Below are 21470 nucleotides of genomic sequence, written 5' to 3'. Positions count from 1 at the left end.
GCATCAACGCGGCCCACACGATAGTGACCGGCTTGCGAAGCAGCTCCATGGTCACCTCACCAGATACAGCAGTGGGAACAGGATGATCCAGAGCAGGTCGACCATGTGCCAGTAGATCGCGCCGCATTCGAGAACGACGGGCCGCTCCGGGTCGAACGACTGGGATCGGGCCATGAACCACAGCACGAGCAGCACCACGTTGCCCGCGACCACATGGAACAGATGAATCCCGGTCAGCGTGAAGTAATACATAAAGAAGTCGTTGGTCAACAGGCTGATGCCAGCGTTCAACTTCTCGGTGTACTCGATGCCCTTCGAGACCATGAAACCGACGCCGCAGAGGAAGGCGCCGCCGATGAAATGCTGCGCCAGCGCAAAACGGGACTTCCGCACGGCGTCGAGCGCGAGCGCGGCAAACCACGAGCTGGTGACCAGGATGAGCGTGTTGATGCCACCGAAGTTCGGGTTCAGGGCGTGTCGAGACGCTTCGAAGAGGGCGGGGTTGTGATGCCGGCCGATGATGAAGGACCCGAACAGGACGGCAAAAACCGTCATGTCGGCGATCACGAAGACCCACACGCCTTCGACGCCGGGCAGCCGCCGCTTTGGATGGCCTACCGATACGAACTGGGTGTCGGTTTCCGGACTCATCAGCAATTCACTCAATCAACACTCTCCCTAAGCGACGCGGTGACCGGTCGTTGCCCGCCCACCGCTGAGCAATGACGCCGGCAGGGCGCCAGGCACGGATCACCGTCCGCTCCCGACCGCGAACGATGCGTGCGAACTTTTGTCGCAACACCGTCGAATCGCGCGGACGGGAGCGGCGGCCAACCCAAGGGCACCTACCCGCTGGTGCAGGTCAGGAAGCGAGAGCCGTCGCCCGAGGGCCGCCATCCACCGAGGGGCTGCTGACGAACTCGCGCGTGCGCCGACGAACATCCTTGATCAAATAGGTGCTCGCAATTATTTCCCAGCACAGCCAGCAGAAGTACGGGAAGTAGTAGCTCATGACGCCATTCCAGGCAAACGGGCCGGTCTTCAGAACGCCGGTGAGGCTGGCCGGGAAGAAGCTGACCGCGCAGAAGATGGTGAGGTAGCACACCCAATTCGGCATGAGAGGCGTGGCCTTGTTTTTCCGATCCGACAGAACTGCCAGTGCGAGCGCCACCATCTGCAACGTGGTGCACGCATACTGCAGGTCGATGACCAGCCAGCCGGTGTCGGTGAGCAGCTGGATCAGCTCCGGGTTCCGCTCGGGCCGGAATGCCGCGATGGCCCAGAAGCAACAGCTGAACGACACGACCATAACGGTCAGAGCCCCACCGATGAGCTGCAGGTTAGCGAGGACCGGGTACCCGCCCTCGATCCGCGCCATCCGCGCGCTGATATAAGAACACCAAGGCATGTAGAAGCAAACGATGATGAGGGCGACGATGAAGCCCAGACGAATCTCCCCTAGGTTGTGCGAATAGCGAGCGGCAAGGTTTGCCGCGCTCAACGCGGGTGACGGATTCGGGATGTTGTGCCCGATCACCCCCCAGAACAGCACGAAGGTGACCAAGAAGGCGGGGCCACACCAGGCGCTGATGAGCTGGAATCTGAGGCTGGTCTTCTGATCCATGTATCGCTCCTTTCCGATCGATCTCCGGTGATCGCTGATTGTGTCCGCGTATCACGTGACAGCATCAGGTGATGTAGAAATGTAACATCGCAGAGGTGTCGTGGCAACACCCCCATACGAAGGGCCCGTTTGCGCAGAGGTCGCTGCGGCTGCCATCCCTCGCGGCTAGAAGGAGGTGCACTGGCGAGCGAGGATGTCCTTGGCGATCACACGTTTCTGGATTTCCGCGGTTCCATCGGCGACCAGGTAGGCCATGACATCGCGGAAGCGTTGTTGCAGTGGGAATTCCGTGGCGTAGCCCAGGTTGCCGTGGATTCTCATCGCGGCTTCGATGGCATCTTTGGCGATCGTAGGTGGCCACCACTTGCTCATCGAGGCGAGTGAGGTATGGGGCTTGCCCTGTTCGCGCAGCCACAGCGCGCGGTAGCAGACCCAGCGGGCCGCTTCTAGGTAGGTGGCGTGCTCGGCGAGGGCGAAGGACACCCCTTGGTTGTCGGCGATCGGCTTACCGAAGGCATGCCGCTGTGTCGCATAGACGGCGGCTTCGTCGAGACTGGCCTGTGCGGCTCCGAGGCACAGCAGTCCGAGTGCGGCGCGGCTGAAGTCAAAGTGACTCATCACCGCGTGGAATCCTCTGCCCGGTTCGCCGATCAGATCCGAGCTCGGGACGAACACGTCGTCGAGGTGGATCGAACCCCATCCCAGCGGCAGGCAGCCCATGCCGGGCATGTGGTGCACCGTGACCTTGTCCTGATCGAGGGGTACTAGGTAGCAGCTGACTCCGGCAGAACCCTTGGTACCGGGCTCACGTGCGTAGACCAGCGCCGCGGAAGAATGCATGGCCCAGGAGATCGCGGTCTTCTCTCCCGCAAGCGTCCATCCGCCGTTGACCGGTCGCGCCACGGTTGTCAGCCCTCCGGCGTCGGAGCCAGACCCCGGTTCGGTCAGGGCGATCGCGACGTTTTCCCGGCCCTCGATCATCGCTGGCAGATAGCGCTGTTGGATCTCCTCGGTCCCGTGCATCAATTGCGAGCCGATGAGTCCGATCTGCACGGGCGCGGAGGCGACGTTCACATCTCCATAGGCGAGGGTTTCGGTGGCAAGCCCGAGCGTCACCGGGTCCTCGGTGCCGGTGCCACCGTACTTTTCCGGCAGCCCTATTCCCAGGACGCCGAGCTCGCCGAGCTGGCGGAGGATGTCGAACGGAAACTCGGTGGATGCCGCGCGATCCCGGTAGCCCGGGAGTAGGACCTTGCGAGAGAAGTCGACAAGGGTCTTCTGAAACGCGGTCTGATCAGGAGTGAACTCGAACGAAATCATGCGGCTGCCTCTCTCTACGTCTGCGGTGGCCGCTCAGCTGAGGGCTCCCTCGCTGAAACTTGACCGTTTCGGTCTGACCATTCTAATGTTATTACCGTGATGCTCGTAGCGCCGTGCCCGGTTTCTCGGTGCCCTCGGTTGAGCGGACCCCGGTGATGGACCCCGACACGTTCTCCTACCGTTCCGCGGACGGCAGGCAACTTGCCGGCTATCGCTGGACTGCTGGCAGGGGCCAAACGGGTACAGGCGTCGTCGTGCTCGTCCACGGCATGGGCGAGCACCTTCGCCGATACGACCACGTTGCCAGCGCCCTCACCGCCCAGGGTTTTGCGGTGTACGGACATGACCACCGCGGACACGGCGCGTCCAGGGACGCCGACGACGAACCCGGCCAGCTCGGACCCCACGGGTGGTCGGCGCTGGTCGATGACTTGAATCTGGTGATCGCCCAGGCGAAATCGGACCATCCTGGTCTCCCGGTTGTAATGGTCGCCCACAGCATGGGTTCGTTTGCGACGCAGCAATTTCTGCTGGATCACGGCGCCAGCGTCGACGCGGTCGCTCTGACCGGAACCGCTGCCCTCGACCTTCTGGAATCGGCCTTGGACCTGTCCAGCGATCTGGACCTGTCCGCCTTCAACACCCCGTTCCAACCGGCTCGAACGGATTTCGACTGGCTTTCCCGCGACGAGTCAGTCGTCGACGCGTATCTCGCAGATCCGCTGTGCGGATTCGGAATTGACGCCGCGTCAGTGAAAGACATGTTCGCCGGCGCCCGGCGACTCGCCAACCCCGCCGAGGTGGCACGCATGCCCCACGATCTGCCTGTGTATGTGGCGGTGGGATCAAAGGATCCCGTCAACGGAGCGCTCACTCTGCTGTGGCCACTGGTGGACCGTTACCGCGCCGCCGGTCTCAGTGATGTCACCGTCCGCGTCTACGACGACGGAAGGCATGAGATCCTCAACGAAATCAACCGGGCAGAGGTAATCGACGACCTTCTGCAGTGGCTACACCGCGTATCGGCACCACCCGCAGTGAGGACGAACGCATGACTGACACCCGAACCGACCTGCCGGCCCCCAAAGACCTTGACGCATCCAGCGCGCTGATCGTGGGCGGCACCGCCGGTATCGGGCTGGCCTCAGCACGCGCACTCGCCGCGGCCGGCGTACCCCGGATCGTGGTGGTCGGCCGCAACGTCGAACGCGGCCAGCTCGCCGCAAAGTCGATCGCCGAACTCGGTGCATCCGCACACTTCGTCGTCGGCGACGCCACCGATCCCAGCGCCGCAGCAGCTGTTGCCGCAGAGGCAGATCAAATCCTTTCGGGTATCGACATCCTGATGTGCAGCACCGCCGCGGACGTGCGGCCGGAGCTGTTCATCGACATCCCCGGCGCCGACATCGGTCGCATGCTCACCCAATTGGCGCTGCCGTCGATGCATATGGCCAGCGCGGTGCTGCCGGGCATGCGCACGCGCCGAAGCGGTGTCATCGTGAATGTGGCGTCTGATGCGGCCAAGACCGCCACGCCGGGTGAAGCGGTTATCGGCGCGGCGAAGGCCGCCATCGTGATGTTCACGCGAACGATCGCCATTGAGGAAAAGCGCTACGGCATCCGCGCCAACGCGCTGACGCCGTCGCTGGTCTACGGCACCGCCTCGACCGAACGCATCACGGCCGACGGGTTCAGCGCCAAACTCTTCGCTCGAGCAGCGCAGCAGGCCCAGCTCGGTGTGCCGACGGCCGACGACATCGCTGCGTTGACGGTGTTCCTGTGCAGCCTCAAGGCGGCGAGGTTGACCGGGCAGGCGATCAGCGTCAACGGCGGCATCTCGGCGGCATAGACCCGCCGCGGGATTTTCTAGGTGGTATGGCGAAGGTGCGCCCAACCCATGCCTTGACCAAGGAGCAATGCAAGGTGACGGAGGAATCCGACGAGGTTTTGAGCCGTGTCGAAGACGGTGTTGGTTTTGTGACGCTCAATCGTCCTAAGGCGATCAACTCGCTAAACCAGGGCATGGTCAACGAGCTCAGCGCGGTTCTGGCCGGATGGGAGCAGGATGGGCGGGTCCGCGCGGTGGTGCTGGCCGGTGCCGGGGAGCGCGGGCTGTGCGCCGGCGGCGATGTGGTGGCGATCTATCACAGCGCCCGCGCCGACGGGGTCGCGGCGCGGCGGTTCTGGCGCGACGAGTATCTGCTCAACGCCCAGATCGGCCGGTTCGCCAAGGCTTACGTGTCGCTGATGGACGGCATCGTGATGGGCGGCGGGGTCGGTGTGGGCGCACACGCCAATACCCGAGTTGTGACCGATACGTCCAAGATGGCCATGCCCGAGGTCGGTATCGGCTTCATCCCCGACGTCGGCGGGGCTTACCTGCTGTCACGCGCGCCGGGATCGCTGGGTCTGCATGTCGCGCTCACCGGTGCGCCGTTCTCCGGCGCCGATGCCATCGCACTGGGATTCGCCGACCACTTTGTTCCACACGACAAACTCGACGCATTGCACCGGGCCATCGTCGCCGACGGCGTCCAGCGGGCGCTGGCCGCCCATGCCGTCGAGCCGCCGCCGAGTGACCTTGTAGCGGCGCGTGATTGGATTGACCATTGCTATGCCGGTGACACAGTTGCCGATATCGTCGCCGCACTGCGCGGCCATGACGCCGGGCCGGCCAACGACGCTGCCAACCTGATCGCCACCCGCTCCCCCGTCGCGCTGTCGGTGACGCTGGAGGCGGTGCGTCGCGCGGCCAAGTTGGACACGCTGGAAGATGTTCTGGTCCAGGACTATCGAGTGTCGTGTGGGTCGCTGCGTTCGCATGATCTGGTGGAGGGCATTCGGGCTCAGCTGGTCGACAAGGACCGCAATCCAAAGTGGTCGCCGGCATCGCTGGCCCAGGTCAGCGCGGCCGACGTCGACGCATACTTCGCACCGGTCGACGACGATCTGAAGTTCTAGCGTGAAAAGGATTGTCGCTCACAGTTACCGGGTGCGTCGCCGAAACGCCGTTCTGGCGTCGTCCATGTAGAGGGCGATCGCCTCCGACCGGTTGATGGCGCCGATCTTGCGAAGGATCCTCTTCACGTGTGTCTTAACCGTTTCGACCGTGATGACAAGTTCGTCGGCGATCTCGGCGTTGGAGGCTCCCAGGACCAGCCTCTCGAACACTTGGCGCTCACGGTCGGACAGCGTGGCTGCCAACGCCGAATCCGCCGCTATGGTCGGGGGCTCGACCCGAGTGTCGTCTTCGACATCAAAGCTGATGGCTGCTGCGGCGATGCGGTCTGCTTGCTCGGTCAGCCGCGCAGCCGCGCGGGCGATCGACGTCCGCTGTTGCTGCACCCGTTCGGTATTCAGCATCCGCTCATGCAGCAACGAATAGGCGGAGGCGAACGCGTCGAGCACATCGATGTCAGCGCCAGAAACCCCGGCTTTACCGCGGCGCCCGACGTGCAGGAGCGCGACCACCCGCGATTTCGCGATGATCGGGGCAACGAGATAGTGCACGGAGCCGAGCAGCTCCCGATAGCCCGGCGAGGCGGGCATGTCGGCCTCATTCGTCTGGACGGTGTCCCGGTGGCGAATACAGGCCCGCTCGGGTCCACAGTCACGACGCGGGACCACGGTGGGGCCGCCCAGGCCGTGGTCGGATTCCTCGACGACGAATCCGTCGTCTTCGACGAACGACAGCAACGCGCCGTCGAAACCCAGCACGTCACACAGTTCCGTACAGGCTTGGCGGCCGAGCCCTTGCAGCGATCCGGCCTTCTTCATCCGACGGATGCCATCGGTCAACGACCGCACCACATCGACGCGGTCACCGGCTCTCACCTGGCGCGCTTCGACCTGGGCCTGCAGGAAATCTGTCAGGGGGCTCGGTCCGATCGGTGACGCGGTGTCGTCGCGGACGCAGCGTTGGTGGGTCAGCAGCCGCTCGGTGGTGGCGGCCGACATCGTGATGGCCTCATCGAGTGTCGTCGCGTCACCTGATCGGGAGATGCCAAACGCGCTGCATAGTTTTTCGTCGAGTTCGTTGAGCCTTGCGACCATCGCGCGGTTGTTCATCGCGACTCCCCTACATCAGCTGGCGATGCCAGCATAGATCGCGACCGCCGCTGCCCTGCTGGACGTATTGAGCTTCTTGGCAATGTGTTTCAGATGCGACTTCACTGTCCCTTCCGAGATCACCAGGCACCGGGCAATCTGGTGATTGGTGGCGCCGGTCGCCACATGCGACATGATCTCTCGTTCGCGGGCGGTCAACGCGGGGACAGCGGGTTCCTCGCCGCGGTGATAGGCATTGTGCAGCTGCATCGGCACCGCGCCTGGCAATGACCACAACACCGATCGGGCTGACCGGCTGAGCAGTTCGTCGACGTTGTCGCACACATTGTCGACTTCGACACGTTGTTGCGCGGCCTTCTCTTCGAGCGCCGCGCTCTCGAACGCCACCGACAGACACTCGGCGAAGGCCTCCAACTGTTCGAGATGGTCCATCGTCACGATTCCGTGGGGTTCGGGGCGGTCGACATGCAGAATGCCGATTGCCCTGCCCTGAACGGTGATCGGGGCGGCGATATAGCCAAAGCAGCCGGAGGCCTCGACGAGCTCCTTGAAAGTACGTTTGTCATCCATCGGCGACGGCGCAAATGCGCCGCACCGTTTGCGGACGACTTCTGTCTCCAGCGGAGCGTCCGCCAGCTGGATGTGGCGGTCAATTATGTATTCGAGAAACTGTCGCCCATGGGGATCGGCCTTTTCCTCTTCGATGTGCAGGTGCTGGGGCAGCCACAGCGAACCGCGCACGATGGAGATCAGGGTCCGCGCGAAATCCAACTCCCGGCTCAATACGTCCGGGGCGGCGTGGATCATTTTGCGCGGCGGCAGACCCCGTAGGTACCCCAGGGCCTGACGGATCTCCGACATGGATTTGACCCGGCGAGCCAGATCGTGGTCGAGCAGTTCGCACTGCAACCTCAGGATCGTGACCAGAATTTCGGCGGTTGTCGCCGCGTCGGCTGTCGGATCGGATGGCAGCGAAATCCGTTGTTCGAGGCGTTGCCTCAGGCTGTCCAACTGGTGTGCTAACGCCGCCGGCGTCAGCTCGGGAGGCGGCACTTTGAGGTGGTCGGCGGCGGCCGCGACGGCTGCCTCGGCACGCGCAATCACCATGGGATCCTCCGCGATGGAGGCCATAGGCACCCGCAAACTCATCGCTGCTCCTCTGCTCTCGTGAGCCGGCCATGAAGCCGATTGGTCATACCATTGGACCGAAGTATAGGCACATGTAACGCGCGCCACAACGGATTGGCAAGCATTGGCTTCATCACAGTGCTTGCAGTCCAGCAGACCGGAATCTGCGTCCAACCAGTCCGACTGCGAGATGGCTTGTGCGCAAACTTGGGCAATGGTCTAATGGTCAGGCCATAGGAGGTGGAGTTTGCACGCTGTGATCATGCAGGAGTTCGGGACCGCCGCAGTGTTGCGTCCCGGCGAATTTCCCGATCCGCGCGGACGGCAGGGATGGGTGACCGTGGCGCTGCGTGCCAGCGCGTTGAACTGGCATGACGTGTTAGTTCGCCAAGGCCGCTACGGTTCGCCGCTGCCACACATCATCGGTGCTGATGGCGCCGGCGTGCGCACCGACACAGGGGAGGAAGTGGTGATCCTGCCATCGCTGAACTGGGGCGACCGCGAGGAAGCACCGGCCAGCGGCTGGGAGATTCTGGGCGACCACACCCCCGGGACCTACGCCGAGCTGGTCAGCGTGCCCGCCGACTGCCTGGCACCCAAACCTCGGGACCTGAATTGGGCCGAGGCCGCAGCGCTGCCGCTGGCCGGCTTGACGACCTATCGCGCATTGTTCGTCCGCGGACGGCTCAAACGGGGTGAGTCGATGCTGGTGGTCGGCGCCGGCGGCGGAATCGCCACCACGGCGATCGCCCTCGCGGTCGCCGTCGGCGCCAGCATTACGGTGACCTCCTCTTCGGCCGAGACCATCGAGCGCGCCGTGGGCGCGGGGGCCCGCGATGGCGTGCTGCACAGCGAGGAGGGATGGCCAGAGCAGGCCCGCGCCATGTCGCCAGACAACGGGTTTGATCTGATCCTCGACCCCGTCGGCCGCTGGAGCGAGTCGGTGCGAGCACTGCGTCCCGGCGGCCGGCTGGTGGTGCTCGGCGCGAACGCCGCACAGACCGCCGAAATCGACATCCGCAGCTTCTATTTCGGTCAATTCGATCTGCTCGGAACAACCATGGGCAGCGGCAAAGACTTTGCTGGCCTGCTCAAGATGTTCGATCAATACTCGGTGCGCGCACCGGTGATTGATCGCGAATTTCCGATGGACCGAGCCGCCGAAGCACACGAATACCTCGAACGTGGACGCGCGTTCGGCAAATGCGTACTGCGCAACGACTAGGAGACGAAAGTGAGCGAGTCAGCCGAACTGGTCACTTACCGGCTCGACGCTGCCGCCCCGGGCGGCGATGCGCTGGCGGCGTACCTGACGCTGAATGACGCAGCGCGGCGCAACGCTCTGTCGGACGCACTGCTGGATCAGCTGAGCGCGTTACTGCAACGCGCGGCAGCCGACTCGCGGGTCCGGGTAATCGTGCTGACCTCGTCCCATCCGCGGATCTTCTCCTCCGGTGGCAACCTCGACGCGTTCGCCGACGATCGAGCGACGATCGTCAAATACGCCGGCCTCTCCCGCTTCCCTACCCTGTTCCGTACCCTTACCGGAATCGACAAGCCGGTGATCTGCGCGGCCAACGGCGACGTGCTGGCCGGCGCGCTGGGCATCGCGTTGGCCTGCGACCTCATCATCGCCAAGGAGTCGATCCGACTCGGCTGCCCGGAGATCAACGTCGGCGCCTTTCCCTTCATGATCTCGGCATTGATCTTCCGCGCCACCGGACGGCTGGTCGCCAACGAGCTGATGATGACCGGCCGACTGATCAGCGCCGCCGAGGCGGCCGCCGCCGGATTGGTCAATAGGGTAGTGCCCGACGCTGAGTTCGACGACGCCCTGCAGCAGTGGGTCGCCGACATCGCCGGCAAATCACCGTTGTTGCTCGGCATGGGCAAGCGCGCTCTGGCGGCGACTCGCGACATGCCGCTGGAATCGGCGCTCAACTATCTGCAAGCCCAACTTGCCTTGGCCTTCACTACCGAAGATCTACCCGAAGGTGTGCGGGCCTTCAAGGAGAAGCGTCCCCCGAGATGGCGCAACGCATGAGCGTCCGCTGGTGTGCGTCCAAGCCCTTGCCGTTTCGGTCTGACCATTCTATTATTCGTATGATTGTGATCCCCCGGCGCAGGCCCCGGTGGGCGGATCCCGAGGACGAGGAATAGCGCAATGAAGCCAAGCCCGTACACCGCCCGCTACAGCCCGCAGGAAATCGACGACTACTACCGCGCGGGACTGTGGTCGACCGAGACATTCCACGACCTGTTGGTCCGGCGCGTCGAAGAAAACCCCGACAAGGTGTTCGCGACCGACGGGACACGCTCGCTGACGTTTCGGGAGCTCTTCGACGCCGGCCAACGGCTGGCCATCGGTCTGCACCGGCGGGGGTTGCGGCGTGGTGACACCGCCGCCGTGCAATTGCCCAACTGGGTCGAGTTCATCCAGGTGCTGACCGCGTTGTCGCGACTTGGCGTCATCATGGTCCCGATCATGCCGATCTACCGGCGCGACGACGTCAACTACGTGCTGTCCAACGCCGGGGTACGGACAGTGTTTACCCCGGCGCACTTCGGCAAATTTGGCTATCTGGACATGTATCTCGGTCTGCGCCGAGAGCATCCGGAACTCACGATCGTCGTCGCCCGGCCCGACAACACTGCCGAAGACGGCGCCAACGCCGATGCCGACGTGTTCACCCTGCACCAGCTGGAGGCCGACACCGACGATGACACCGCCAGACAGGAGCTCGATGCTCCGCCCGGTCCCGATGAGCCGTTCGTGATCGTCTACACCTCCGGAACCACGTCGCGGCCAAAGGGATGCGTGCACACGTTCAACACCTACTGTGCGGGCTCGCGTGCGCTGGTCGGGCCATTCGGCTACACCGAGACCGATGTCCAGTTCGGTCCCTCCCCCATCGCCCACACCACCGGGCTGGTCACCAGCGTGTTGGTGCCCATGCTGGCTGGGGCGTCGACACACGTCATGGCCAAGTGGGATCCGGCCAGCGGCATCGACGAGATTCAGCGCTTCGGCTGCACGGCGGCGGTCACGGCCCCGACCTTCCTGCAGACCTTGTTGTCCGAGTACGACGCCGAGCGCCACGACCTGTCTACGTTGCGGCTGTGGACATGTGCGGGCGCACCCATCCCCGCCGCGGTCGTCAAGCAGGCCAACGCCACCCTACCCGACCTCAGGGTCCTCAGCCTCTACGGGCGCAGCGAAAACCTGGTAACCACAACATGTTCAGTCACGGACGAGGTGTCACGCGCCCTGACGTCGGACGGCAGGGCGGTACCCGGCTCCGAAGTCAAAATCGTTGACGACAACGGGAACGAAGTGCCTCGTGGTACCGAGGGCGACATCGCCTACCGCGGCCCCGCCCACATGATCGAATACCTTGCGAATCCCGAAGAAACCGCGGCCCTTTTCACCAAGGACGGCTTCTCCAAGTCGGGAGATCTCGGGAAGATGACCGACGACGGATACATGCGCGTCACGGGCAGGACCAAAGACATCGTCATTCGCGGCGGGATGAACATCAGCGTCCGCGAGATCGAGGAGCATCTGGCCCACCATCCCGCGTTGCAGGCGTACTCGGTGGTGGGCATGCCCGACGAGAAGCTCGGTGAGAAGGTGTGCTGCTACCTGGTCAGCAAGCCGGGACACGAAACCCCGACGGTGGAGGACCTGCGCGAGTTCCTGCTCGCCGAGGGCATGCCGATCCAGAAGACACCGGAGCGCGTGGTCGCCGTCGACTCGCTACCGATGACCGCAACCGGCAAGATCCTCAAACACGAGTTGCGTAAAGACATCGAACAACGCCTCCAGAACGAAAGCATGCAGTCCCGGGAAGTGGCTGGCGCCCCCTGATGGAGCTGAAAGACCGTCCCGCCGAAGCGGAATTCCGAGCACAAGCGCGCGCATGGTTACAGGACACGTTGCCACGGCTGGGCGGACCTGAACCCGCACGCCTCGAGGACAAGCTCGACTACTGGCGCACATGGCAGCGCTTGCTCTACGACGCCGGATATGCCGGGCTGTCCTGGCCGAAGCAATACGGTGGCGGCGGCGCGGACGCCAAGCTTCGCGCGATCTTCAACGAGGAACTCGATCGGGCCGGCGCCCCGGAGCGGCTCAACATCATCGGCGAGGATTTCGCGGGCCCCACGATCATCGAATTCGGCACGCCGGCCCAGCAACAACGCTATCTCCAACCGATCCTGACCGGTGACGAGATCTGGTGCCAGTTATTCTCCGAGCCCGAGGCCGGCTCAGACCTGGCCTCGTTGCGCACCACCGCCACCAAGGTGGACGGCGGGTGGCGAATCCAGGGCCAGAAAATCTGGACGAGCCGCGCCCAGCTGGCGGCGCACGCGATCCTGCTCGCCCGCACCGGCGGTGGCCCGCGGCATCGTGGGATCACGTATTTCTTAGTCGCAATGGACAGCCCCGGCGTCGAGATCCGCCCCCTGGCACACATGCTGGGCGAGGCTGAATTCAACGAGGTATTCCTCGACGGAGTGTTCATCCCCGATGACGGCGTCCTCGGTGAGGTGGACGGCGGCTGGCGGGTCGCGATGGGCACCCTGGCATTCGAGCGGGTGGCTATCGCCACCGGCCGGGTAAACACCACCGGTGCGGTCAACGATCTGATCCACCAGATCTCTTGTCGTACAACGGACGACGGCACCCCGCTCGGCGCCGATCCGCTGGTACGGCAACGGATCGCGGACCTGTACGGGCGCGCGCTGGTGCACTACCTGATCGGGCAGCGGGTCATTACCGGAGCAGCCGGTGACGGGCCGCCGGGCCCGGTCACCTCGATCGGGAAACTGTTCTTCTGCCCGCTGGTGGAGGACATCGCCGATTTCGGACTGGAGCTCGACGAGATGGGTGGGCAGTTCGCGCTTGCCGAGAAGCGCGCCTCCGACGCGCCACCAGCCGACGACCAACGTTGGCTGCGGTTGGCGTATCAGGCCCGGGGCACTGCGATCGCGGGCGGGTCGACGTTCATCCAGCGCAACATCGTCGCCGAGCGCATTCTCGGCATGCCCAAGAGCTAAGACCGAGGGCCAACTGGAGTCCCGCGACAAGGAGGCTTGTGACGATGGACAAGGTCGTGGCAACGACGGCGGAGGCTGTTGCCGACGTGACGGACGGGTCGTCGCTGGCCGTGGGCGGGTTCGGGCTGTGCGGCATCCCTCAGGCGCTGATCGCGGCGCTGCTAGAGCTCGGAGTCCGCGATCTGGAGACGGTCTCGAACAACCTGGGCGTGGATGGGATCGGCTTAGGAGTGTTGTTGGAACACAAGCGGATCCGACGCACTATCAACTCCTACGTCGGGGAGAACAAGGAATTCGCCCGGCAATACCTGGCCGGCGAGCTTGAGCTGGAGCTGACCCCGCAGGGCACGCTGGCCGAGCGGCTGCGCGCCGGCGGGGCCGGGATCCCCGCCTTCTACACACCCGCGGGGGTTGGGACGCAAGTGGCCGACGGCGGTCTGGCGTGGCGGTACCACCCGGACGGCACGGTGGCGGTTGCCTCGCCACCGAAGGAAACCCGCGAATTCGAAGGAGTCAGTTACGTGTTGGAACGAGCCATCCGCACTGACTTCGCGCTAGTGCACGCCTTCAAAGGCGACCGGCACGGCAACCTGGTCTATCGCGCGGCGGCCGCCAACTTCAACCCGGACTGTGCCGTAGCGGGCCGGATCACCATCGCGCAGGTTGAGCACCTGGTCGAACCGGGCGAGATCGACCCGGCCCAGGTGCACACCCCGGGCATTTTCGTGCACCGGGTGGTGCATGTGCCCAACCCGGTGAAGCCGATCGAAAAAGAGACGGTGCGGCCATGAGCGCGCCGACGACGATGCAGTGGGGGCACGCCCCCTCGCCGCTACGCGGCTGGGGGTACCCCCACCCGCTTGCGGGGGAGAGTGGCGCAAAGTGAGCTGGAGCCGGGACGAGCTGGCGGCGCGCGTCGCCGCCGAATTGCACGACGGGCAGTATGTCAACCTCGGCGTCGGGTTGCCCACCCTGATCCCAAGCCACATCCCCGCCGGCATCACCGTCGTCTTGCATTCGGAAAACGGCATTCTCGGTGTCGGGCCGTACCCGCGGCGCGAGCACCTCGACGCCGACCTGATCAACGCCGGCAAGGAGACGGTCACCACATTGCCGGGTGCGGCGTTCTTCGCCTCGTCGTCCTCGTTCGGGATCATCCGCGGCGGACACCTCGACATCGCGGTGCTCGGCGCCATGCAGGTCTCGGCCGCCGGCGACCTGGCCAACTGGACGATCCCCGGCAAGATGATCAAGGGCATGGGTGGGGCGATGGACCTAGTGCACGGCGTGGAAAACGTTTTCGTGATGATGGAGCACACCGCCAAGGACGGCAGCGCGAAGCTCGTCGAGCACTGCACGCTGCCGCTGACAGGTAAGCGCTGCGTGAACCGTATCTTCACCGATCTCGCCGTCATCGACGTCGCCGACGACGGTCTGCGCCTGATCGAAACTGCGCCCGGTGTCAGTGCTGACGAGGTTATCGCGAAAACCGAAGCGCCCCTTACGCTTCCTGCCGTACAGTGACGACGACAACGTCGGCAACCTTCGGCCCACGCCACCCCGGCTCAGTCGTCGACGGCGATCGCTTCACGCTCGTCCATGGCCAACGCGGCCTTGGCGTAGCTGTGCACATGCCGACGCATGCGCCGGCCGGCCGCATCGGCGTCGCGGCTGCGGATAGCGGCTGTAATAGACCGATGCGCGCGAGCTGTCACCGTTCGCACGTTGTCGTCGACAAACGCCGCATTCTCGGTTCCGGCATAGATGGCCTGCGACAACGCGGTCATGAATCCGATCAACAACTCGTTATGACTGGCCATCGCCACACCCACATGCCAGTCAAGATTGGCCTGCAGAAACGCCGAGAGATCGGCATCGGGATCGGCGATGTCTTCATTGGCCCGGTCCAGCACCGCCAAATCGTCGACAGTGTGTTTGCGGGCGGCCAGCTCGGCGCAGAACGGCTCCAACGCCTCACGCGTTTCCATCAGATCAGCCAGCTTGATCCGCCGACCGCGGATCAGCATGCTCACCGTACTTGCCATCGATTTGGTCGTCGGTCGTTGGACGAATGCCCCGCCGGCCCGACCGGCCCTGACCCGAACGAGGTTCTGCACCTCCAGGATTCGTAACGCCTCTCGCACTGTGGCCCGGCTCATCTGCGTCTGCTTGACGAGCTCGCGCTCTGCAGGAAGCGCCGTACCCTCGGTCAGCTCGCCGGAGAGGATCCGCTCGCGCAGCTCACGTGCCAACACGTCGGACGCCTTAGGGACATCCACCGGCTTGAGCAAGACGCTTGAACGTGTCGTGGCCGAATTTGTCGCGCCTGGTTCCATCGTCGCTCCGTCCGTCTAAGCTTCGGCATAAAGGTAAGACCTAACCAATGGTTAGTTTATTACCTGATGCCGCCGGACGCAGTCCGGCCGCGCCACATCCACGATGTCGCACACATCACAGGCGAACTCGACCCACGCGATGCGGCGGCCCACCCGGGGCGGTGGTCAAAAAACCATCCGGGCGATCAGCTCCGCCACAGCGGCCGGCTTCTGTGACCCGTCTAGCTCCACCGTCTGCCGCACTATCAGATCAACCGTGGTGTCATCCACTTTGACGGCGTCGACAAGCTCAGACCGGACCCGGATCCGGCTGCGCACCGGAACCGGCGCGAGGAACCGCACCCTATTGAGTCCATAGTTAATGCCCATCTTCGCGTTCTCGACGCGGTAGTTGGCTTTGCTGAGCGCAGGAATCAGCGACAGCGTGAGGAATCCGTGGGCTATCGTTGCGCCATAAGGACTTTCGGTACTAGCCCGGTCGGGGTCGACGTGGATCCATTGGTGATCCCCCGTGACATTGGCGAACGCGTCGATGCGCTTTTGGTCGATGCCTGTCCAGTCGCTGACGCCCAACTCCTGGCCGATCAGCTGTACGGCTTCGTCGATGGACCCGATGACCTTCATGGACTTCCTTCCCAATTCACGCTGATCTGCGTGGACGGCTACACACTGCGTGCGGCCTTGGCCGCTGCCGATGCAGCCGTACTGCGCTCGCGCGCCGTCGCCCAGTCCTCGTCGCTCATCGCCGTTAGCCCCGCGAACGTATTGGGTCCGGCCAGCCGTTGGCCCCCGTCCATCGCGATGGTTTCGCCGGTCAGGTAGTCGCAGGCGTCGGAGAACGCGAAGATTGTCAGGTTCGCCAGTTCGTCGATCGTCCCTGGGCGACCGAGTGGTATCTGCTCGGACTGGGTGGCACCGACTGCGCTCTTATCGGTGGGATTGAGCATCTCCCAGGCGTACTCGGTCGGGATCGGCCCGGGTGCAAGGGCATTGAGGCGAATGCCGTAGCGGCCCCACTCGACCGCCAACGACATCGTCATCGCATGCACCGCGGCCTTAGCCATGGCCGAGGGGACGACGAACGCCGAACCGCTCCACACCCATGTGGTCAGGTTTGACAGCACTGATCCGGGCAGACCTTCGGCGATCCAGCGCCCGCCGACGGCCAGCGTCGTGTTGAACGAACCGGTCATCACCGTCGAGGTGACCGCATCGAAAGCTCGCGGGCTCAAAGTGACCGTGGGCGCGATGAAATTCGCGGCGGCGTTGTTCAGCAGGCCGGTCAGGGGTCCGTGCCGATGCCAAATCTCGGCAACCGCAGCCGTGACCTGGTCGAAGTCCCGGACATTGACCGGCTGGTAATGGACGCTGCCCGCGCGCCCGGCCGAGATCTCCGCGGCGGCCTCGGCCAGCACTGTTTCGCGTCGGCCCCACAGGTGCACCTGCGCGCCGTGGGCGACCAGCCGGGCGGCCACCCCGCGGCCCAGCCCGGTGCCGCCGCCAGTGATCAGGATGCGCTTGCCGTCCAGCACTGTGGGATCGAAGATGCGCGTCATAGTCCCCAGCTCTTCCCGATGATTTCGCGCCAGCCGACCAACCGGCTCAGTTGCCGCGGTAAGCGGCGAATTCGGGCACCCGCTTCTCGTTGAACGCGGTAATACCTTCGCGCGCTTCGGGTGTCTCGCCGAACATCTTCAGAGTCGAATACGCCATCTGACCTACCGACGCGAACTGTTCGGTATCGGTATTGAACGACTGCTTGAGAACCTTCAGCGAGGTCGGCGAAAGCATCAAGATTTCGTCGGCCCATGCCCGCACCTCCGACTTGAGCTGGTCGGCCGGCACTACCTTGTTGACCAGTCCCCACTCGGCGGCCTGCTCCGCGGAATACCTGCGGCACAAGAACCAGATCTCACGGGCGCGCTTCTCGCCGACCACGCGGGCCAGAAAACCGGTGCCGAAGCCGGCGTCGAAGGATCCGACTCGTGGGCCGTTCTGGCCGAAGACCGCGGTGTCGGCGGCGATCGTCAGGTCGCAGAGCACATGCAGAACGTGGCCGCCGCCGATCGCGAACCCGTTCACCGCAGCGATGACAGGCTTCGGCACGTCGCGAATGACCCGATGCAACGTATCCACCTCGAACAGGCCGGTCTCGGACGGTCCGTAGTCGCCGGTTTCGGCGCGCTGCTTCTGGTCACCACCGGTACAGAAGGCCTTCTCGCCCGCCCCGGTTAGGCAGATCACGCCGACTTCCGAACTCGCCCAAGCCATTTTGAAGGCACGGATGAGCTCGTCAAGCGTGCGCGCGCGAAAAGCGTTGTACCGCTCGGGTCGGTTGATCGTGATCCAGGCAAGGCCGTTGTCGACCTCGTAGGTGATGTCGGTGAACTCGGTCATCGGTTGCCTCTCTTCGTTGAAAGCCCCGGGCACCATCCGCCCGAACGTTATGGTCTTACCATATTACCAAAGTGGCCCGCGTTGGCGAAATCCAATTCTTCGCGACCTTCGCCTCACGCCGGCGCGAAATCCCGGCGCATCTGAGCCAGTTCACCGATCGACCGCTGCAGGTCGTCGAGCTCGGCGACAAGGGCTGCCCGACCATCCGCGATGTCGTTTGCCGGGGCCTGTGCGTCGAGAAGCCCGCGGTGCCGCGCCATATTCAATGCGGTGGCAAACATTTCCCCCGACACCGATTCCTCGGTGATGCGGTGCTGCAGTGACCATTGCCGGGCCAGGCGAATGCACCTCATGAGCAGTTCCTGTTCGTCGATGTCGCGACCGGGACCGAGGTTCAGCAACTCCTCAGCCACCACTCGGTAGGCGTCAACGAACGGTCTTAGCACCAGATGGGCCACCAGCAGGTCACTTTCATACAAACTCCGCGTGGCCTCTTCGGTATCGATCGGTGCGCTCGGGTCATGGCTGTGTCCGGTCATGGTCGCGAACTCATTCCACAGTTCGTCGGCAAATTCAGCGCGTCCGGCGAAGAAAAAATCGAACTTGAGCAGTTCGCGAACCGCTAATGCCTTCTCCCACCCTGTGCGCTTGGTGGCTTCCGGTGTTCGCACGATCGCCAGCAAAGCAAGTTCGGCGATCGCCCTCGTCACCAGAACATGGATCGCGCTGTTGCGGTAGACCGCAACGATTAGATGCTGGTCGTCGCCGATTCCCCACACCGTTGTCGGCCCCTCGGAGTAGCAGGTCAATACGCCGGAGCCGACCAAGTCGTGCAGCGTCTGCGACACCGTGGCACGCTCGGTGAGATCGGCGCCCCCGGCGACGGGCCAGCCGCGGCCGTACAAGTAATGGGCCAGCGGTGCGACGGTGGCACACACTTCGTCGAGGGTCAGTGCACGGTCTTCGCCGAGCATCGCGACGCACACTGCGGCCGTGGCAGTTACCGGCGTGGCCTGGTTGAGGCGGTGGCAGATCTCCAGCGCGATGCGTTCGACCACCTGCCGGTCGGCCAGCCCCTCGGCGCGCAGCGCAACCATTCGCTCATACAGAGGCACCGGCGACCCGAAGTTGATGTAGATGCGTCCCAGGCGATGTCGCAGGCCGAGTGCGTAATTGAGCAACCAGCGCGCGTTCTCGGGCTTCTTGGGAAGTCCACGCGCCTCCGCAGCCATCAGTTTGACTTCGTGCAGCGGCAACTGGTCGAAGAGAATGGAAACTGGGACGGCGAGCGTCTGCTCCGACCGCACGGATTCGACCGCATCAGTCACGTACCTCAGCAACCCGTATCGCGGCGGCCGTAACTTACCGGTGCGTGTCCGGCCTCCTTCGATCGACCACACCAGGTTGCGACCGCTGGCCACCATCTGGCCGACGAGCGCGCGCAGGGCCAGCCGGTATACCGGCATGTCGCCCGTCGCCCGTCGCACGGGGATAAACCCGTTACGCCGGGCCAATGTGCCCATCGGAAAGAAGTTGAGGTTGGCGCCAGCCAGCCCGAACGTCGGCGAAATCCCTCCCTGGGTGAGGCGTGGCGGGAACGAGAACTGATCCAGATAGGAGCGGTGTGAGATCAAAAAGATTAGAGCGTGGTCGCGGTCGAGTTCCCGCAGCTTGGCCAGGTCGTCGTCGTCAATGACCACCTGGAATCCACGGACCATCCAGGCGGACCACGCTTGCCAAGCCCGCACGACGGAAGGAAGGTGGGTTGCCGCCATCTCGCGCACGTAAACCGCTGCTTCGACCTGCACGTCGGCCACAGCGCGTCCCAACTGCGATGCCAATTGCGCTGTGGCCCTGCGAAACCCGTCGGAACTCAGCAGCTCCTCAGCCTCATTTGACGACTGCGTGGGGGCGGACCCGCTCGGGCGCAGCAGCCGCACAAGGCGATCCGGCAGCACCATCATTTCTGCACCGCCACCGACGCCTTCGCGATCGCCTCCGACCACCGTTTTCCGGCCGCAACGCCCGGCCAGTCGTCGAGGGTATCGACGTAGAGCTGGCGCATTCGCGGCACCCACTCATCGAGATCGGCTTTGGTCCAGTTCGCGGTCGCAACTGGTTCGTGGACAACGACTTCGATCGTGCCTTCCTGGGCCACTTTCGCGTTGCGCCACATGATTTCGCCGGCATTGCGGATGACGATCGGAACGATCGGCACCCCCGCGTCGCGGGCCAGGTGAAAGCCGCCTTTCTTGAACGCCCCGATCCGCGGACTCAGCGATCGGGTGCCCTCGGGCGACATGATGATCGAAACGCCCTTGCGCAGTCTGTCCACCGCGGGTTGCAACGCTGAGACGGCCTTCGACGTGTTGGAGCGGTCCACGAATGCGACGTCGGCCAGTGTGAGCAGCTGCCCGAGCACCGGTATTTGCTTTACTTCGGCCTTGGCCACCACGGTGAACCCCCGTTGCACGACGTTGGAGGCGACCAGCGCGTCGATCAACGCGCTCTGGTGATTGATGAAGAACACCGCGGGTCGACGTGTGGTGTGCTGCTCGCCGATGACCTCGACGCGGATGTTGCCCAATTGCCCACCGAGACGGCCGAACAGGGAGGTGGCCAGGTCCATTCCACCGCGACGGTCGTAGGTCAACGCCCCGGCGACGATGCCCGCTCCCAGCGCGGCGGCGAAGCCGCTGAACAAGGCCGTCGTCCGGGCCAACGCCACAGGATGTAATTGGCCGCGCTTGGTCCGGAACCGCACGACGTCCCATCCGAGCTCTGCGGCGTGACGGGCCAGAACCGGTGCCGGGTTGACGGGATGCGGGAATCCGACGGCGTCGAGCAGCGCGACATCCTCGTCGCCATTGGCATAGGCGTGGCTGTTTTTCAGCGAGATCCGTTGCCGTCTGGCGAATTCCTTCACCGCAGCGGCCTTGCCTTCGCCCCACAGCGTGTGTCCTACCAGGCCGCCGGTGAGTACACCCTGCTCGGTCTCGAGCTCGGTGCACAAGACGTGATCGATGCCCAACTCGCGGGCCATGGGCTGTGCCTGCATCCGGGTCGCCGATGTCGCAATGACAACGGTGTGGCCGCGGATTTGGTGGGCGCGGACCAGCCGCCATGCCCCGTGGAAGAGCGCCCCGGCAATTCCTTGGGCGAACAGCAGTTCGCCGAGTTCCAGTAGGTCGTCTTCGGTGCGACCCACCCAACCACGGATTCCTTGCACCAGTAAGTCTTCGAACGCGGCTTCGTCGAGGGGGCCTGAAAGCGCGGCACGCAGGGTGCGCACGAACTCGTCGGGTCCGAGTTCGAGATTGCGGGCGCGGTGAGCGTAGAGAGCGCCCGCTGAATAGCCCTGGATCAGGGTTCCGTCGAAGTCGAAGAAGGCGGCGACTTTCGGACCGCCGGGCCCCACCTTGATCTGCTCAATGAGCTGGTCGACCGTGATCACCGGCGGCCTGGTACTGGTCATCTCATATCCCGCAGCCGGCCTCGCGAGCTACCTCGAGGACCTCGTTGTCCTCGAGGTAGCC

At 64.3% G+C, this 21470-nt stretch carries 20 protein-coding genes; 9 read left to right on the top strand and 11 right to left on the bottom strand.

Annotation, left to right across the window (positions count from 1 at the left end):
* Nucleotides 1–51: 51 nt before the first annotated feature.
* The 3 genes from WAN71_RS18095 to WAN71_RS18085 all read right to left on the bottom strand — a co-directional run bounded on the left by WAN71_RS18095 (nt 52) and on the right by WAN71_RS18085 (nt 2944).
* Nucleotides 52–651, bottom strand: coding sequence for a cytochrome c oxidase subunit 3 family protein (locus WAN71_RS18095; protein ID WP_422226653.1), 600 nt, complete (start codon nt 649–651; stop codon nt 52–54).
* 211 nt (nt 652–862) lie between these two features.
* Nucleotides 863–1624: a hypothetical protein gene (locus tag WAN71_RS18090; protein WP_422226652.1), complete on the bottom strand. Its 762-nt coding sequence runs from the start codon at nt 1622–1624 to the stop codon at nt 863–865.
* A gap of 165 nt (nt 1625–1789) precedes the next feature.
* A complete protein-coding gene (locus tag WAN71_RS18085) occupies nt 1790–2944 on the bottom strand; it encodes an acyl-CoA dehydrogenase family protein (RefSeq protein WP_422226651.1) in 1155 nt (384 codons plus the stop codon).
* A 113-nt stretch (nt 2945–3057) separates the two neighbouring features.
* Here WAN71_RS18085 and WAN71_RS18080 point away from each other — a divergent pair, with 113 nt between their 5' ends.
* From WAN71_RS18080 to WAN71_RS18070, 3 genes are all read left to right on the top strand, one after another.
* Entirely contained in the window at nt 3058–3999 is a 942-nt protein-coding gene (locus WAN71_RS18080; protein WP_422226650.1) for an alpha/beta hydrolase, read from the top strand.
* Nucleotides 3996–4793 (top strand): SDR family NAD(P)-dependent oxidoreductase, encoded by a 798-nt coding sequence (locus tag WAN71_RS18075; RefSeq protein WP_422226649.1) that lies wholly within the window; start codon nt 3996–3998, stop codon nt 4791–4793. The genes WAN71_RS18080 and WAN71_RS18075 overlap by 4 nt, the downstream gene beginning before the upstream one ends.
* 74 nt (nt 4794–4867) lie before the next feature.
* Nucleotides 4868–5905, top strand: coding sequence for an enoyl-CoA hydratase/isomerase family protein (locus WAN71_RS18070; RefSeq protein WP_422226648.1), 1038 nt, complete (start codon nt 4868–4870; stop codon nt 5903–5905).
* A gap of 24 nt (nt 5906–5929) precedes the next feature.
* On the opposite strand, the gene WAN71_RS18065 is transcribed toward WAN71_RS18070, so the two are convergent.
* Together WAN71_RS18065 and WAN71_RS18060 are read right to left on the bottom strand one after the other, a co-directional pair.
* On the bottom strand, nt 5930–7012 hold the full coding sequence (locus WAN71_RS18065) for a LuxR C-terminal-related transcriptional regulator (protein ID WP_422226647.1): 1083 nt from the start codon (nt 7010–7012) through the stop codon (nt 5930–5932).
* Between the two features lie 15 nt (nt 7013–7027).
* Nucleotides 7028–8161, bottom strand: coding sequence for a LuxR C-terminal-related transcriptional regulator (locus WAN71_RS18060; RefSeq protein WP_422226646.1), 1134 nt, complete (start codon nt 8159–8161; stop codon nt 7028–7030).
* A gap of 226 nt (nt 8162–8387) precedes the next feature.
* Here WAN71_RS18060 and WAN71_RS18055 point away from each other — a divergent pair, with 226 nt between their 5' ends.
* The 6 genes from WAN71_RS18055 to WAN71_RS18030 all read left to right on the top strand — a co-directional run bounded on the left by WAN71_RS18055 (nt 8388) and on the right by WAN71_RS18030 (nt 14725).
* The gene (locus WAN71_RS18055; RefSeq protein WP_422226645.1) at nt 8388–9365 is read left to right on the top strand and encodes a quinone oxidoreductase family protein; all 978 of its coding nucleotides are present in this window, start codon (nt 8388–8390) and stop codon (nt 9363–9365) included.
* A 9-nt stretch (nt 9366–9374) separates the two neighbouring features.
* Nucleotides 9375–10184, top strand: a complete 810-nt coding sequence (locus tag WAN71_RS18050; protein ID WP_422226644.1) for an enoyl-CoA hydratase/isomerase family protein — start codon at nt 9375–9377, stop codon at nt 10182–10184.
* A 120-nt stretch (nt 10185–10304) separates the two neighbouring features.
* Nucleotides 10305–12008, top strand: coding sequence for an AMP-binding protein (locus WAN71_RS18045; protein ID WP_422226643.1), 1704 nt, complete (start codon nt 10305–10307; stop codon nt 12006–12008).
* Entirely contained in the window at nt 12008–13201 is a 1194-nt protein-coding gene (locus tag WAN71_RS18040; RefSeq protein WP_422226642.1) for an acyl-CoA dehydrogenase family protein, read from the top strand. Before WAN71_RS18045 ends, WAN71_RS18040 begins: the two co-directional genes overlap by 1 nt.
* Before the next feature lie 44 nt (nt 13202–13245).
* A complete protein-coding gene (locus tag WAN71_RS18035) occupies nt 13246–13992 on the top strand; it encodes a CoA transferase subunit A (protein WP_422226641.1) in 747 nt (248 codons plus the stop codon).
* A 91-nt stretch (nt 13993–14083) separates the two neighbouring features.
* A complete protein-coding gene (locus tag WAN71_RS18030; protein ID WP_422226640.1) occupies nt 14084–14725 on the top strand; it encodes a 3-oxoacid CoA-transferase subunit B in 642 nt (213 codons plus the stop codon).
* A gap of 41 nt (nt 14726–14766) precedes the next feature.
* On the opposite strand, the gene WAN71_RS18025 is transcribed toward WAN71_RS18030, so the two are convergent.
* From WAN71_RS18025 to WAN71_RS18000, 6 genes are all read right to left on the bottom strand, one after another.
* The gene (locus tag WAN71_RS18025) at nt 14767–15537 is read right to left on the bottom strand and encodes a FadR/GntR family transcriptional regulator (RefSeq protein WP_422226639.1); all 771 of its coding nucleotides are present in this window, start codon (nt 15535–15537) and stop codon (nt 14767–14769) included.
* A gap of 165 nt (nt 15538–15702) precedes the next feature.
* Nucleotides 15703–16161, bottom strand: a complete 459-nt coding sequence (locus tag WAN71_RS18020; protein ID WP_422226638.1) for a MaoC family dehydratase — start codon at nt 16159–16161, stop codon at nt 15703–15705.
* 38 nt (nt 16162–16199) lie between these two features.
* The gene (locus WAN71_RS18015) at nt 16200–17093 is read right to left on the bottom strand and encodes an SDR family oxidoreductase (protein ID WP_422226637.1); all 894 of its coding nucleotides are present in this window, start codon (nt 17091–17093) and stop codon (nt 16200–16202) included.
* A 46-nt stretch (nt 17094–17139) separates the two neighbouring features.
* Nucleotides 17140–17934 (bottom strand): enoyl-CoA hydratase-related protein, encoded by a 795-nt coding sequence (locus tag WAN71_RS18010; RefSeq protein WP_422226636.1) that lies wholly within the window; start codon nt 17932–17934, stop codon nt 17140–17142.
* Between the two features lie 113 nt (nt 17935–18047).
* Complete coding sequence (locus WAN71_RS18005) at nt 18048–19898, bottom strand: 1-acyl-sn-glycerol-3-phosphate acyltransferase (protein WP_422226635.1); 1851 nt, start codon at nt 19896–19898, stop codon at nt 18048–18050.
* Nucleotides 19895–21388, bottom strand: coding sequence for an HAD-IB family hydrolase (locus tag WAN71_RS18000; protein WP_422226634.1), 1494 nt, complete (start codon nt 21386–21388; stop codon nt 19895–19897). Before WAN71_RS18000 ends, WAN71_RS18005 begins: the two co-directional genes overlap by 4 nt.
* Nucleotides 21389–21470: the final 82 nt, after the last annotated feature.

Source organism: Mycobacterium sp. (assembly GCF_049280035.1).
Lineage (GTDB): Bacteria > Actinomycetota > Actinomycetes > Mycobacteriales > Mycobacteriaceae > Mycobacterium.
Note: the sequence above shows the minus strand (reverse complement) of the source record. Positions and strands in the feature narration are given on the sequence as shown.